Origin of the sequence: Dactylosporangium aurantiacum (genome assembly GCF_000716715.1) — a bacterium.
GTDB classification, from domain to species: Bacteria; Actinomycetota; Actinomycetes; order Mycobacteriales; family Micromonosporaceae; genus Dactylosporangium; species Dactylosporangium aurantiacum.
On record NZ_JNYJ01000052.1, the window covers coordinates 59,899 to 74,577 of the forward strand.

A 14,679-nucleotide genomic window follows, 5' to 3' on the forward strand; every position below is an offset into this window, starting at 1 on the left:
GCGCTCGGGGCGCCCCGGCGTTCAGCCCGTGGTCAGCCGGCCGTCAGTCGATGGCCTTGTCGACGGTGATCTGCTTGAGCGCGATCGGCTGCTGCTTCCAGTGCGCCAGGATCTTGCCGTAGGTGCCGTCGTCGACGAGCGACTGCAGCGCGGCCTGGTAGGCCTCGGCGAGGTCCTTGCGCGCCTTGAGGAAGCCGAAACCGTTGGGGGAGGCGAGCCAGCCGTTGGGCGCGGCCGGGTCCTCGACCAGCTCCGCCTTGCCGGCCAGCGACGCCGCCGTGTCGACGAGGTTGACCTTGGTGGCCGCGACCGCGTCGACGTTGCCGGCCAGCATCGCCTGCACGGCCTGCGGGTTCTCCGGGTACTCCTGCACGGTGATGGCGCTGCCGCCGCAGCTGTCCTTGCTGTACGCCGCCAGGTGCTTGGCCTGGTTGCTGGCCTTCTGCACGGCGACCTTCCTGCCGCACAGCTCGGCGACGGTCTTCACGCCGCCCGGGTTGCCGGCCGGGACCAGGAAGCCGGTGCCCGACGCGGAGTAGTCGACGAACGTGGCGACCTGCTGGCGTTCCTTCTTGTCGGTGATGCCGCCGGCGATCGCGTCGTACTTGGCGGCCTGCAGACCCGGTACGAGACCGTCGAACGGCTGCTGGGAGAATTTCGCGGTGATGCCGAGCCGCGCCGACGCCGCGGTGAACAGGTCGTAGTCCAGGCCCTTGAACGCGTCGGTCTTGCCTTCGGCGACGAAGTCGATGAACGGCTGGTACGGGGCGTTGGTGGCAACGGTGAGGCTGCCCTTGTCGCGGATGTCCTTCGGCAGCTTCGCCGCGACCGCGGCGTCGGTGCTCACGGTGCCGGCGCCCTCGACGGTCACGCTGACCGTCTTGGGCGTCGCGCCGCCGGCGCCGTCGCTGGTGCCGCCGTCGGACGCGCCGCAGCCGGCCGCCAGCGTCAGCCCGGCCGTCACCGCCGCAGCTGCCAGAAGTCTGATGCGCATGTGCGTGTCCTCCCGGATAGTGGTCTCCGAGAATGTAACGCCTGTTACAGATGATGTGAAGTTACGGTTTGATGTACCACGCTGTCGGTGCCGGTTCTCAGACCACCGTCCCACGCAGCAGCGACCGTCCGGAGTGCGCCGCGTTGCCGTCGTGCGGCTCGGCGGAGATGTCCAGGACGCGGTAGCTGGCCAGGTCGAGGCTCGCCGACACCGGGAAATCCTGGCCGCCGCTGCCGTCCATGACACCGAGGGCCTCCATGCGCAGCACGGGACCGTTGAGACTGGTGGCGTCCAGCAACCAGGCCTCGTAGTCGCCGTCGGACCGGCTGGGCATCCCGGTCGTGTGGACGTACAGGCGACGCTGTCCGCCGACGGTGCGCAGGCAGGCGTAACCGGTCACACCCGCGGCGACCCCGGGCAACGTCTCCAGGCGCACCTCGGCCACACCGGCGCACGGCGCCGCGGCGGACGGCGCGGTGGACCGCGGGATGACGACGATGACCGAGACCACCGCGGCGACGGCCGCCGCCGCGGCGACCGCGACCACGGTGGCGAGCCGGCCCGGCCCGCGCCGCCGGCCCGCGGGCGGCACCCGGCGGTGCGCCCGCTCGTCGAAGAGCCGCATGGCCGGCCGGTACGGCGGCGGGTCGGTGTGCAACCTGACCGGGGGCGGCGCGCCGCGGCCGGTCGCGCCCAGCTCGGCCTGGATGCGGTCCCAGACCCGCTGCGGCGGCGCGGGCAGGTCGCGCAGGCTCTGCGTGTGCCGGCCCTGCGCGGCGACGTGCCGCAGCCGGTCGATCTGCGCGCCGCAGCGCGCACAGTGCTCGAGATGGCCGGCTTCCTGCCGCGTGAGGGGCAGGTCATTGAGCGCGCGTTGGATCAGCCGGTCGCCGTCCAGATGTGGCACCGTCCACCTCCAATCGTTCGCGCAGGCGGGCCATGCCGCGCCGGAGGTGGCTCTTCACGGTCCCCAGCGGCAGCGCCGTGACCGCCGCGATCTGCGTGTGGGTCAGGTCGTCGTAGAACGCGAGCTGCAGGACCCGGCGCTGCTCGGCGGGTAACGCGGCCAGCTCGTCGGCCACCACCAGCCGGTCCACCACCTGGTCCGCGGCCGCGTCGTCGGTGGTGGCGTCGCTGTGCCGCTGAGCGGACTCGACGGCGCGGCCGGCGCGGCCGGCGGCCCGCAGCTGGTCGACGACCTTGCGCCGGGTGATGGCGAGCAGCCAGCCCAGGAGCGTGCCGCGGGCCGGGTCGAATCCGGCGCGGCCCTGCCACGCGGCGATGAACGTGGCCTGGGTGACGTCCTCGACGTCGGCGGTGGCGGTCAGGGTCCGCCCGGCGAGGTGGTACACCGCCGGCGCGTACCGCCGGTAGACCAGACCGAGCACGTCCTCGCCGCGGCAGAACGCCGCCGCGAGCGCATCGTCGGGACGCGCCGGCCCGGGGCCGGTGCCCGGGTCGGCGGAGATCACCGCCAGTGCCGCCGGTGCTGCCATCGTCGTGCCACCTCCAGACGGTAACGCACAGTTGCCAGGACCGAGGACGAGTCGGGTCACCCCGCGGGCTGCGCGGTGATGACGACGTTGTCGCGGTAGTGCCGGGTGGCGGCGTCGAACGGGCCGCCGCACGTGATCAGGGTCAGCCGCGGGGCGCCGTCGCGGGCGAAGTACCGCTCCAGCGGGATCTTCGCCTTCGGGTACACCTCCCGCGCCACCACCGTGAACCGCCGGACGGCGCCGTCACTGCCGGTGACCGTCACCGCGTCGCCGGGGCCGAGGTCCCGCAGCCGGAAGAACGCCCCGCCGCCCTCGCGGGCGCTGTCGACGTGCCCGGCGATGACGATGGACCCCGCCGTCGCGTTCACGCCGGGCCCGTACCGGTACCAGCCGACCACGTCGACGCTCGGCGGGACCGCGAAGTCGCCGGTGCGCTCGTCGATGCCGACCGCGTCCACCCGAGCGGACAACCCGAGCTTGCTGATCTGCAGCCGGGCCGGCGCAACGACCGCCGGCGCCGGCGGCAGCGCCCCGGCGACGGTCGGCACCGCGTCGCCCGCCGGGGCCGGCGTCGCCGGGGACGCCAGCGCCGCCGCCGTCGAGCCGCCGACGGACGGCTTCGGCTGCTCGGCACACGCGGTGACCCCGGCGGCGGTGAGCACGACGACACCGGCGGCGACGCCGGCCCAGCCCGCCAGCCGCCGGGGCCGTGCCCCCGCAGCAGGCTGCGGGGGCAGGCCGTCAGGCCGCGGCGAGGACATCAGCCCTGCGCCCGGGCGTTGCCGCGGGTGCGGTACAGCACGAACCCGCCGGCGAGCAGCAGCAGCAGACCGGCGGCGCCGGCGGCGTACACCCAACCGGCCGGGCCCTGGTCGGCGTTGCCGCCGTCACCGGACGGGACACCACCCGGGGTGCCGTGCAGGCCGCTGATCGTCTGGGCCACCACACCGAGGGTCTTGCCCTCCGCGGAGCCGACCGCGTACACGATCGTCGCGGTGCCCTCCGCCAGGTTCAGGTTCGCGGCGGGGATGGCGACCGTGGTCGTGCCGGCGAGCACCACGTCGGCGCTGACGGTCCCGGCCGCCAGGTCGGCCTTGGCCTCGTTGGGGTTGGTGAGGTTCTTGAACACGGGCTGGCCGCCGGCGCGGACGTCGACCGCGGGCGCGGCGGCGGTGTGCCGCACGATCAGGCGGGCCTTGCCCGGGCCGAGCTTCGCGGTGTCGTTGACGAACGGGGTGAGGGTCGGCTTGCCGTCCGCGGTCAGGTGCGCGACCAGGCTGATGTTCGCGTCGGCCGGCACCGCGGCCTGGTCGACCTTGATGATCGGGCTGGACACCGGGTCGCCGGGCTTGACGATGACGATGTCGTACTTGCCCGCCGGCAGGTCCAGCGGCCCGGCGACGGTGGAGGGCTGGAAGTTGTCCAGGGTCTTCTTGCCGTTGACGTACACGTCGACCGGCTGGCCGGAGATGCCGTGCACGACCGAGACCTTGCTCGGCCCGGCGGCGTACGCGGGCTCGGCGACCAGGGTGACACCGGCGGTGACACCGGCGAGCGCCAGCGCGGCGAACGCCGCGGCGGACCGGCGCATTGACAGGCGGGTAAGCATGGGTCGGACCCTCCGAAGACTGTGGGTGGTGCGAACGTCAGAGGGTTCGCGAGCCCAGCCTCCGGTGGATGCCGCCGATGGAACATGCCACAACCTGCAACCGCGGGGGCCTTCCAGAGCGAACACTGGTGTTCGGAAACGGCACGCGGGTGGTGCGGCCGGCCGGCCGCACCACCCGCCCGCGGGCCTGCCGGAGTCAGACGACCGCCTGCTTGAACAGCTGGTTGGCGCCGCCCGTGCAGGGGAACTGGATCACCAGCGCTTCGGGGCTCTGCGACGCCTCGTTGACGTCCAGGCACATGTGGCTGGCCAGGTTGTGCCATTCGTGGACGGTCTGGCCGTTGAACGTGCGCAGGTGGTCCTGCCAGACCTGGGCCACCACGGTGCCGTCACAGGGCCGCATCCGGACGATGGACGCCTCCAGTGCCTTCTCCGGCTGCATGCACATCCCGGGGAACTCGACGTTGACCAGTCGCGCGGTGGCCGCGGCGACGAAGTCGAGCCGCCACTGGCGGGCGCTCGCGGGTTGGGAGTCCGGCTTGCGCTGGACCACGGCCGCGCCGGGCACATTGCTGGACTCGGCGAGCACCAGGTTGCTGTGCACGGCGGTGAGCGACAGCGCGAACGGCGTGACCGTCGCCTGGGCCGGCGCGGCGCCGACCGTGACGCCGGCGGCGATCGCCGCGCCGGCCGCGAGGACGGTCAGCATCCGGCGGACCCGCGTGAACATGGTCATGAGCGTGTTCCTTTCGCATCGGGTGACCGCCACCGCGGCGGCCGTTGCCCACGGTGCGGCGGCGGGGCGCGGCCCGGCCATCGCGCCGCGCGCAACTGCCTGCGAACTGCCTGCGAGGTACCGCGCGGTGCGCACGGCGCGGCGCGGCCGTGTCGGGTGGGCGACGCGACGCCGTCGGGTTCAGGCGGACGGGCCGAGCGAGGCGAGCAGCTCCCGCAGCCCCGCGCCGAGGTCGTCCTCGGTGAGCAGCCGGGCGCCGGTCCGGCGCTCGTGGTCGAAGCGGGCCGCGCCGAGGGCGGTGCGGCAGCGCTGCCCGGTCGCCGCGGCCGGCCGGATCAGCGGCGGCTGCCGGTGGTCGTGCCGGTCGCCGAGCGCCAGGACGACGCCGAGCAGCCGCGCCGCCGTGGCCGGCTCGCGGTCGGCGGCGAGCGCCGCGTGCGCCTCCACGATCGGTGCCAGCTCATGTTCCAGCCGGCCGACCCGCAGCGCCGTGACCGCCTCCGCGAGGGCGTCGGCGCCGCTGCCGGCGCGCCCGCCGGCGTGCTCGATCAGGCTCTGCCGGGCCCGTACCATGCCGCGCAGCTGCTGGTCGTCGCCGACCACGGGGAACAGTGCCAGGGCCCGGTCCATCGCCGACACGGCCGCGGCGAGGTCGCCGCCGGCCAGGCTGGACACGGCGATGCCGGACAGCGCGTTGACCCGCAGCCCGGCGTGCCCGCCACGCTCCAGCGCCGCGTCGGCCCGGGCGCCGAGCGTGGCCGCCCCCGGCCAGTCGCCCTTGTGCAGCGCGATCTCCGCGAGGTTCATCAGGGTCCGGCCGATGTCGACGTCGCCGGTACCGGCCCGCTGCTTCACCACCAGGGCGGCGCGCATGCACCGCTCGCCGGCGGTCAGGTCCCCGGCCATGACGTGCGCACCGGCCAGGTTGTTCAGCGCGTGGCCGAGGGCCCGGTCGTCGCCGGCCGCCTCCGCCGCCCGCACCGCGTCCCGGTCGTGCCGCACCGCGGCGTCGAGGTCACCGGCGGCCGCCGCGGAGATGCCGAGCACCAGCGCGGCCAGCGCGTGTCCGCCGTGGTCGGCGGGTGGCAGCGCCCGCACCGCCCGGGTGGCCAGGCGCGCCGCGTCGTCGAAGTCGCCCAGCGCCTGCGCGCAGCGGGCGGCCCGCAACAGCGCCCGCACCGACCCGGCGACACCGGCGCCGGCCAGCGCCGTGAGCGTCCCGCGCGCCTCGGTGAAGCGGCCGCGCAGCTCCGAGTAGCGGTACCAGGCGTCGACCGTGGCCGCGTCGACGACGTCCGGGGCGTGCCGTCGCGCCCACCACAGCGCGGCCCGCACGTTGTCCACATCGGCGTCCAGGCGGCCGTAGCCGGCGCCGTCCGGGCGGGCCGCCGCCGCGCGCAGCCGGCCCAGGTAGTGCTCGGCCGCGGCCCGCCGGGTCGCCGCCTCGTCGCGGCCGGCGGCGAGCAGCTCGCCGGCCATCTCCCGCATGGTGTCGGGCAGCACGTACCGTGACGCGTCCCGCTCGTTGCGGACCCGCAGCAGGTGCGCGTCGACCAGCTCGGCGACCGCGTCGAGCAGCCCGTCCCGCGACCCGCCGTGGTCACCGGCCAGCCGGTCGACCACCGCCTGCAGGTCGTCGGGGCGAACTCCGGCCGGGAAGGCGGCGAGCCAGGTGAACAGCCGGCCGGCCGCGGCGCCGACGACCTGCAGGCTGGCGGTGATGGTGGCGCGCAGCGAACGGTGCCGCTCGGGCAGGTCGGCCGCGCCGCCGGCCAGCTCCCGCAGCGGCCGGTCGAGCCTGGCCAGCAGCTCGGCGGGGGTCAGCAGCCGCATGCGGGCCGCGGCCAGCTCCAGCGCCAGCGGCAGCCCGTCCACGGTCCGGCAGATGGCCGCGACCGGTCCCGCGTTGTCGCCGGTCACGGCGAAACCGGGCGCCGCCTCGGCGGCGCGCCGGGCGAACAGCTCGACCGCGGCGGACGCCGGCAGCGGCTCCAGCCGCACCTGCCGCTCGCCGCGCAGCCGCAGCGCCCGCTGGCTGGTAACGAGCACGGTCAGGCCGGGGCACCGGGTGACCATCCCGGCCACCTCCGGCGCGGCCGCCACCAGGCGCTCGAACCCGTCCAGCACGAGCAGCACCCGGCGGCTGCGCAGCTGGACCGCGATCCGCTCCACCGCCGGCAGCCGGGAAGCGCCGCCGCACCCGACCGCCTCGGCGATCAGCTCCCCGGCCAGGCCCGGCTCGGCGAGTGTCGCGCAGTCCACCGCGTACACCTCGAGGCCTTCACGGCGCCGCAGCCCGGCGACGAGTTCGGCGGCCAGCCGGGACTTGCCCACGCCGCCGGGGCCCGTGACGGTCACGATCCGGTGGCGCCCGCCCAGCACCAGGTCGGTCAGCCAGCGCAGGTCCTCGTCACGCCCCACCATCGCGTCCGGTGCCGGCGGCGCCATGACGGCCGGCGCCGCGCCGGGGCGGAACGCGGCAGCGGCGAACGCGGCACGTTCGGGGCCGGTCAGGCGCAGCGCGTCGGCGAGGGCGACGACCGAGTGCCGGCGCGGCTGGGTGGCCGAGCCGCCCTCCAGGGCCCGCACGGCACGTTCGCTCAGGCCTGAGCGGGTCGCCAGCTCCCGCTGGCCGAGACCGGCCGCGGTCCGGTGCCGCCGCAGCAGCTCGGCGAACGGGCTCACCCGGCCGACCATACGACCCTGGCCGCACCCGCGCCGTCACCTATACGACGAACCCCGACCCCGGCCGCGCCGCGGCCCTGACCCGGTCTACCGGGCGCCCGGCGGGCGGAAGCCGACCTTCTGGTGGACGGCCTCGTCGATCTCCTCCGGGGTCAGCAGCACCACCGTCTCCGAGCCGACCGAGCCGGACGCGGCGGCGGTCAGGCAGACGGCGGCGGCCGCCGCGTTGTCGGGCAGGTCGGCGACGATGTACGTGTCCGTGCCGCCGAAGCCGAAGTGGAACGACTCCAGCCGGCCGCCGAGGCTGGCGAGGAAGCGTTCGGACTCCTTGGCCCGGCCGGTGCCGCCCTCGTCGAGCAGACCCCGGACGCCGTCGGTGGTGTAGGTGCTGCGGAACAGGTACTTCGGCATGCGCGTCACCTTCCTCAAGGGTGGTTGTCACGCCGTTCGCTGGCGGCGCCGGGGCGAAGATTTCCCCGGGCCGGCGGCACAAACCCGCGCGCCGGTGTCAGTCCCGGAATCCCCGCAGGACCTGCCACTGATCCCAGGCCAGCTCCGGCTCGAGATCGGCGTAACCCCGGCCGCGTTCGAGGTGCTGCGCGTCGGCGTGGGCCATCATCATGCAGGCACCCTCGTTGGTGACGCGCTCCACCTCGTCGCGGCGCAGCGGCCGGCCGGCGCGATCCTCGGCCGCGGTCAGCAGGACCACCAGCGGGGGGATGAACACGGGCCGTAGGTCACCCCGCGGGTCCGCGGTGCCGCCCTCGCCGCCCAGCCGCCAGGTGCCGAACGGGTTGTGGCAGGGGTGATCCGGCGGGTACCCGTCGTCGGGCCAGCGTTCGAGGCGGCGTCGCGGGGTGTCCAGGTCGGGCCGGAACGTGTCCCCGGTGACGAGCACGGGGTCCTCCGCCAGCTGGTACACGTTGAGCTCGCCCAGCAGCCGGTCGGCCTCCACCGGCGCGGCCTCGACCCGCGCGTCCGGCAACCCGAACACGTGCATGCCGCAGGACCGCGACCCGCCCTCGCCCTGCAGCACCACGACGGCGCAGCGGTAGAGCGCCCACGGGTCGCCGCCCTCGAGGGCCCGCACCCAGCGGGTGACCGGCCAACCGAGCTTCGACTGCTCGAGTCGTACGCCCAGCGCCCCGGCCTCACCCAGCGCGGCGATCAACGTCGCCACCGGCGCACCGAGGTACACCGGCAGATCCAGCAGCAGCGCGCTGCCCGCGGCGTCGACGGCATACTGCTCCTGCGGCGTCATCGTGCCGTAGCCGAACGCCTGGCCGAACGAGCCGTCGTTGGCCACCCACTCGCTCAGCGCGCGGAAGCCGAGGTCCGGCGAGGTGAGCGCCCCGCCGTCCAGCGTCAGACCGGACCGTCCGAGCGAGTCCTGCCACTGGGCCGGCGTCGCCGCGGTGCCCGGCACGAACAGCCGCACACCGTACACATGATCATCTGGCATGGGGCGGAGGGTAGTACCGCACCGCAACACCCTCCGTCGCCATGGCGAGCGGGCGTGCCGTCAGCCGCGGCGGCGGACCGTGGCGAGGAAGACCGTGCCGAGCCCGGCGAGCAGCACGGCGGTGGCGGTCAGCGCCTCGACCGGCCCGGTGAACGCACCGGCGAGCGCCAGCACGGCCACGATGATCCCGATCGCCGCGAACAGGCACGCCAGCGGGAACCACCGGGAACGGACCAACCGCCTCATCCGTCCATCCTGCCACCGCGCCCGCGACGCCCCGGTGCCCCGCCGTCCTGCTCCGGTCGGCGCGGGACGGCGGGGCGGCGGCCCGCTACTGGTGGTCGGTGACCCGGCTGAGCAGCCAGCTGATCACGGCGCGGGCCGCTCCGGAGAGCGTGCCCGTCACCGCCGCCAGGATCAGCCGGGACCGCCAGGCCGGCGCAGTGGTGTCTTGCATCGTGTGGCCTCCGTTCGGTTGTCTGCCGCACCCAGCTGACCAGCGGCGATCGCTGTCCGGCCACGGATCCGGACAACGCCGGAGGCTTTGTCCACCGGTCTACGATTGCCGGGTGACGATGGACCCGTCGTCGATCGAGACCGTGGCGGAGTTCGCGCACGGGCTGAACGCGCTGCGAGGCGGCCGTTCATATGCCGCGCTGAGCCTCGCGGCGAAGCGGCTGCCCGCCGGCCGGGGCGGGCCGCGGCACCTTCCGTCGAGCACGCTCAGCGACCTGCTGGGCGGCCGGTCGGTGCCGTCACGCGAAACGGTCGCCGCATACCTGGCGGCCTGTGGGCTGGACCCCGCGGCCGGCGAGGCGTGGCTCGCGGCCCGGGACCGCGTGGCGAACGTCGGATCGGTCCGGCCGGCCGGCGCGGTGCGCGTCCGTGACGCACAGCCGCGGCTGCTCGGTGTGCACGCGGCGATCCGCGTGGCCGAGCACGCCACCGAGCTGCCCCCGTACGTCGAGCGTGACTTCGACCCCGCCCTGCGGGCCGCGGTGACGGCGGCGTCGGCCCGCAGCGGCCTGGTCCTGCTGGTCGGCGGTTCGTCGGCCGGGAAGACCCGCAGCCTGTTCGAGGCGGTGACGGCGGCGCTGCCCGACTGGTGGCTGGCGCACCCCGCCGACGACGACGAGATCCGCGCCCTCGCGGCGCTGCCGGCCCGGCGCACGGTGGTGTGGCTGGACGAGCTGCAGCGCTTCCTGGCCGCGGCGCCGGCCGTGCATCAGCTCAGCCGCACGACGCTGGTGGTGGCGACGCTGTGGCCGCAGGAGTACCTGCCGCGGATCGTGCCCGGGCCGGCACCGACCCCGACCGAGACGCAGCAGCGGCGGCTGCTCGATGCCGCCGCGGTCATCGACGTGCCGGACCGGTTCGGCGCGGCGGAGCTGGCCCGGGCGCGGGCGCTGGCCGGCGACGCACGCATCCGGGTCGCCCTGGGCACCGATGACGGCGGGCTGACGCAGGTGCTCGCCGCCGGGCCGGCGCTCGTGCGCTGGTGGGAGCACGCGCCCGACCCGTACGCGAAGGCGACGATCACGGCCGCCCTGGACGTGCGCCGGCTCGGCGCCCGGCGGCCGGTGAGCCGGGAGCTGCTGGCGCAGGCCGCTCCCGCCTATCTCGACTCGGCCCACCTCGCGACCGCGCCGGCCGGCTGGCTCGACGGCGCGTTGGCGTACGCCTCCAGTCCGCTGCACGGTGCCGCGGCCAGCCTGTCGCCGGTGGCCGCCCGGCTCGGCCGGATCGCCGGGTACGCCGTCGCCGACTACCTGCACCAGCACGCCCTGCGGGTCCGCCGCGACGTCCAGGTGCCCGACGCGGTCTGGGACGCGATCGTGCGCCATCACGACCCGACGGACACCTCGGCGCTGGCCGCGAGTGCGTTGAGCCGGGCCAGGCACCGGCAGGCCGCCGCGCTGTACCGACGGGCCGCGGCGGCCGGCGACCCCTTCGCCGAAGCGGTCTTCGATGCCCGCATCACGCCGTTGCTGCCGCTGGACGAGCTGCGCGAGGAAGCCCTCGCCGGCAACGTCGGCGCCCGCCGCAGCCTGATCCTCCGCCTCGGCGAGCTCGGCATGATCGACGAGCTCATCGGCGTGGCCGCCGGCTGGCTCGACCGCGACGACACCGGATTCGCCTTCAGTGCCGTGCTGGCCGACCACCACCGCGTCGACGACCTGCGCCGCTTCGCCGGGTCCGGTTGCCCGGGTGCGGCGATGCGGCTCGCCGACCTGCTCGTCGAGCAGGGCCGGGTCGACGAGCTGCTGCAGCGGGCGACCGCCGGCGACCAGTGGGCCGCCGGGAAGCTGCCACCGTGCTGCCGGCCCAAGGCCGCACCGAGGACCTCATCGCGTTCCTGCGCCGCGACGCCGGCCGGGGCGCCAGGCAGTCGTACGAGCGGCTCGTCGCCCTGCTGGCCGCGGAGCGTCGCATCGACGAGCTGGCGGAGCTGGCCCGTGACGACCTGAGACAGGCGCTGCCGGCCGCGGTCCAGGCGCTCGTCGACGCCGGCGATCTCGAAGCGGCGGTCACGCTGCGGATGCGGCTCACGCCCGGGGATCGGTACAGCCGGCGGGACCTCGTCAATTGGCTGTGGCGTCATGGCCGCGTCGACGAATTGCGCACGCTCGCCGACGCCGGCGACGAGGACGCCGGCCACGAGCTCGTCGATCTGCTGGTCACCGCCGGTCGCACCGAAGAGGCCGTCGCGCTGCTGCGCGCCCGGCCCGCAGCGGACCGGCGATCCGGCAAGCTGCTGGCTACGCTGCTCAGCGTCGCCGGCCGTACCGACGAAGCGATCGCGCTGCTGGCCGGCCGCGGCACCCACCCCGACCTCCTCGCCGACCTCCTCGCCGGGCAGGGCCGCTTCGACGAGGCCATCGCGCTGCTGAGCGGACGGGCGGACGGCGGTGAGCACCTCGTCGGCATCCTCGGCCGGGCCGGCCGACTGGACGTGCTGCACCGCATGGCACGCGACGGCAACCGGTTCGCCATCGAGCAACTGTTCGTCCAAGGGCAGGTCGACGAGGCGATCGAATGCATGCGGCTGGTCGCCGTCCGCGTGCCGGAGCGCAACGGCAACTGGGTCGCGGGCGAGCTGCTGATCGAACTCATGACCAAGGCCGGCCGGATCGACGACGCCATCGCGGTGCTGCGCGAGCGCACCGCGGCGGGCAGCTGGGTCGCGATGCGTCTGCTGGTCGACCTGCTCAAGACCCACGTGTCCGCCGAGGACGCGATGGACCTGCTGCGAAGCCGCGCCGCCGCCGGCAGCACCACCGCGCAGGACTGGCTGATCAACATGCTGGCCAACCACGACGGCATCGACGAACTGCGAGACATCGCCGACCGGGGGAGCGATCATGCCCGCTTCCGGCTCGCCTCCCTGCTGGCCCGGCACGGCCACGTCGCCGAGCTCCGGCAGCGGTCCGACGCCGGGGACGTCGATGCCGGCACGCACCTGTCCGAGCTGCTCGCCGCGCAGGGCCGCCTCGAAGAGCTGCGCGGCGAGGTTGCCGCCGGCACCCGGGGCGCCATGGAGCTGCTCCCGGTCGTGGAGTCGCGGACCGCTCCGCCGACCCGCGGCGGCGCCCCGCCGCGGAACCCTCCCATGCCCTGACCTGCCCGCCGCCGGGCGCGGGTCAGAACGGCACGGCGGTGGTGAGCAGGCCGGTGCCCGTGCCGCGGCCGGAGACGATGCGGCAGAAGTCCAGCGCGTCGAGGGTGATGGGTTCGCCGCCGGTGTCCCAGGCGCCGCCGGCGGGGCCGGTCAGGGTCAGGCGGAACGGCTGGTTGTGGCGTTGCGCCCAGTCCCGCACGACGTCGGCGACGAGGCGGCCGTCGTGTTCGGCGTCGGGTCGCGGGTCGAGACCGGTGGCGGCGCAGATGTCGAGCCGGTGCATGAACGGGTCGCGGGTCAGGATCACGTCCACCAGGTACGCGAACGTCCACCGCTCCAGGTGACCGCCGACCAGCTGCGCCTCCGGCATGCTGCGGCCGCGCAGGAACCCGGGGACGCGGGCCCGGCCGCGGACCGCTTTCGGGGCCAGGTCCCGCCAGCGCTGCAGCAGCTCGGCGGTGCTGAGGCCGGCGGTGCGCCGGACCTGCAGTGCGGTCAGGTGGTCGATCGAGACGGGCGCCTTGGCCTTGCGTGCCTGGCGCATGGACGTGGCCATCTGCCCGACCAGCTGCGGCAGGCTGCTCATCATCTGCATCATGCCGAGCATGTGGCCGGCGGTGTCGCGGACGTCCCAGCCGGTGTTCACGGTCGGCGCCGACCAGTGGTGCGGCTCGAGGCGCGCCAGGAGGTCGGCGCACCGGGTGTACTCGTCGGCGGCGAGGCGCATCGCCGTGTCGCGATCCAGGCCGGGCCGCTGGGGCGCGGCGTCGCTCCTGGGTAACGCCTGCATCGTCATGGCCTGCTCCGTTCATCGGTGATGCCGACGTTGTCGGCGAACATGTCGATGGCCCGGTCCAGCAGCGCTGACCAGCGCGTGCCGCCGGGGTCGTTGGCGAGTTGGGCGTCGATCATGCCGGAGACGATGGCGACGAAAAGGTCGATGTCGTCCTGGCGGTGCACGCCGTGCCGGGCCATCCGGGCGACGAAGTCCTGCATGACCGCCATGGACGGCGCGTAGGCCTGCGGGCTCGGGGTGAAGTCGGGCAGCGTGCGCAGGTTCATCAGCTGGTGCCGGGCCGGGAACGCGACCGCGAAGTCGAAGAACACGCGGGCGTAGTACCGCATGGCGGCCCGGCTGGTGCCCGGTTCGCCGGCCTCGGCGGTCTTCGTGTGCTCCAGGTACTGGGTCCAGGCGTCGCCGAACATCGCGTCGTAGATGGCGTTCTTGGAGGCGAAGTGGGTGTACAGCGACGGCGGCCGCATCCCCACGGCGTCAGCGACGTCGCGCAGGGTCACCTGCGCCAGCCCTTTGTCCCGCGCGACCTGCCACGCGGCGTCGACGATCTCTCGACGGGTCTCCGAACGTCGTTCGGTCTTCCTATCGCGATTCGGTTTGCCTAACACGATTAGGAGTGTGGGCCGGCGCGGCGGGTCGTGTCAAGCCGATCCCGAAGGTCCGCGGCCGGGAGCGGCCGACAAAACGGTGCACGGCTGAGGCGCGGTGGTCACCGTGCCTCAGCCGTGCCGTGTGCGGATGTCCGGTCAGCCTGCGCTGCAGGAAACCGAGGGCCAGTTCCACTGGCCGTTGGCCATGATGGTGACCCCGAAGTTGTTGCCGCTGCCGTTCGGTTTGCCGACCATCACGTACTGGCTCGGCCAGGTCGCGTTCACGTTCCAGGTCGAGCTGATCGTCGCCGGCGCCGGGACGTTCATCGTCACGGTCCAGTTGTTGGTGCCCGACACCGCCACGTTGAGGTTGTAGCGGTCGCTCCAGCGCTGGCCGGCGGACAGGGTGGCCGTGCAACCGCCGCCACCGCCGCCACCGCCGCCGCCACCACCGCCGCCACCGCCGGAGCCCTCGCTCACGGTGATGTTCGAGCTCACGTTGCTCTGGTACCCCTCAGTGGCCATGATCTGGTAGTTCGGGGTGCCGATCTGCAGGCCGGCGTTGCGCCACGCGTTGAAGTGGTTGCCCACGTTGATGGTGCCGCCGGTGCGCTTGCTCTGCCGGACGCTCCAGTACTGGTAGAACGTCGCCGTGCCGATGATGGACGGCTGGTTCACCCGCTGGGTGCGGT

General features: G+C 74.6%; 15 protein-coding genes. 1 reads left to right on the top strand and 14 read right to left on the bottom strand.

The annotated features are described in order from the left end of the window. Window positions 1-43: 43 nt before the first annotated feature. The 11 genes from OP18_RS41665 to OP18_RS62145 all read right to left on the bottom strand — a co-directional run bounded on the left by OP18_RS41665 (window position 44) and on the right by OP18_RS62145 (window position 9,439). Window positions 44-994 (bottom strand): transporter substrate-binding domain-containing protein, encoded by a 951-nt coding sequence (locus OP18_RS41665; protein ID WP_033364732.1) that lies wholly within the window; start codon window positions 992-994, stop codon window positions 44-46. A gap of 97 nt (window positions 995-1,091) precedes the next feature. Continuing rightward, a complete protein-coding gene (locus OP18_RS41670) occupies window positions 1,092-1,901 on the bottom strand; it encodes an anti-sigma factor (protein ID WP_033364733.1) in 810 nt (269 codons plus the stop codon). Then, window positions 1,855-2,490: a sigma-70 family RNA polymerase sigma factor gene (locus OP18_RS41675; RefSeq protein WP_052388128.1), complete on the bottom strand. Its 636-nt coding sequence runs from the start codon at window positions 2,488-2,490 to the stop codon at window positions 1,855-1,857. Before OP18_RS41675 ends, OP18_RS41670 begins: the two co-directional genes overlap by 47 nt. A 56-nt stretch (window positions 2,491-2,546) precedes the next feature. Continuing rightward, complete coding sequence (locus OP18_RS41680; RefSeq protein ID WP_081971564.1) at window positions 2,547-3,251, bottom strand: class F sortase; 705 nt, start codon at window positions 3,249-3,251, stop codon at window positions 2,547-2,549. Then, window positions 3,251-4,099: a DUF4397 domain-containing protein gene (locus OP18_RS41685; protein ID WP_052388129.1), complete on the bottom strand. Its 849-nt coding sequence runs from the start codon at window positions 4,097-4,099 to the stop codon at window positions 3,251-3,253. The genes OP18_RS41680 and OP18_RS41685 overlap by 1 nt, the downstream gene beginning before the upstream one ends. A 196-nt stretch (window positions 4,100-4,295) precedes the next feature. After that, the gene (locus tag OP18_RS41690) at window positions 4,296-4,835 is read right to left on the bottom strand and encodes an RICIN domain-containing protein (RefSeq protein ID WP_033364736.1); all 540 of its coding nucleotides are present in this window, start codon (window positions 4,833-4,835) and stop codon (window positions 4,296-4,298) included. A gap of 180 nt (window positions 4,836-5,015) precedes the next feature. Further along, complete coding sequence (locus tag OP18_RS53825) at window positions 5,016-7,520, bottom strand: ATP-binding protein (RefSeq protein WP_162189899.1); 2,505 nt, start codon at window positions 7,518-7,520, stop codon at window positions 5,016-5,018. A gap of 87 nt (window positions 7,521-7,607) precedes the next feature. Beyond that, entirely contained in the window at window positions 7,608-7,931 is a 324-nt protein-coding gene (locus OP18_RS41700) for a GYD domain-containing protein (protein ID WP_033364737.1), read from the bottom strand. A 97-nt stretch (window positions 7,932-8,028) separates the two neighbouring features. Next, window positions 8,029-8,982: a hypothetical protein gene (locus OP18_RS53830; RefSeq protein ID WP_156090152.1), complete on the bottom strand. Its 954-nt coding sequence runs from the start codon at window positions 8,980-8,982 to the stop codon at window positions 8,029-8,031. A gap of 60 nt (window positions 8,983-9,042) precedes the next feature. Next, window positions 9,043-9,228, bottom strand: a complete 186-nt coding sequence (locus OP18_RS58115) for a hypothetical protein (RefSeq protein WP_156090153.1) — start codon at window positions 9,226-9,228, stop codon at window positions 9,043-9,045. A gap of 85 nt (window positions 9,229-9,313) precedes the next feature. Then, entirely contained in the window at window positions 9,314-9,439 is a 126-nt protein-coding gene (locus tag OP18_RS62145) for a hypothetical protein (RefSeq protein WP_260709490.1), read from the bottom strand. 112 nt (window positions 9,440-9,551) lie between these two features. On the opposite strand from OP18_RS62145, the gene OP18_RS53835 reads away from it, so the two are divergent. Further along, window positions 9,552-11,450, top strand: a complete 1,899-nt coding sequence (locus tag OP18_RS53835) for a hypothetical protein (protein WP_052388132.1) — start codon at window positions 9,552-9,554, stop codon at window positions 11,448-11,450. Between the two features lie 1,173 nt (window positions 11,451-12,623). On the opposite strand, the gene OP18_RS54575 is transcribed toward OP18_RS53835, so the two are convergent. The 3 genes from OP18_RS54575 to OP18_RS41730 all read right to left on the bottom strand — a co-directional run. Then, window positions 12,624-13,397: a maleylpyruvate isomerase family mycothiol-dependent enzyme gene (locus OP18_RS54575; protein ID WP_156090154.1), complete on the bottom strand. Its 774-nt coding sequence runs from the start codon at window positions 13,395-13,397 to the stop codon at window positions 12,624-12,626. Beyond that, window positions 13,394-14,005 carry a TetR/AcrR family transcriptional regulator gene (locus OP18_RS41725; protein WP_162189900.1) on the bottom strand — a complete coding sequence of 204 codons (612 nt, stop codon included), beginning with the start codon at window positions 14,003-14,005 and terminating at the stop codon, window positions 13,394-13,396. The genes OP18_RS54575 and OP18_RS41725 overlap by 4 nt, the downstream gene beginning before the upstream one ends. A gap of 138 nt (window positions 14,006-14,143) precedes the next feature. Beyond that, on the bottom strand, window positions 14,144-14,679 hold a 536-nt coding region (locus OP18_RS41730), incomplete at its 5' end, for a glycoside hydrolase family 11 protein (protein WP_033364783.1).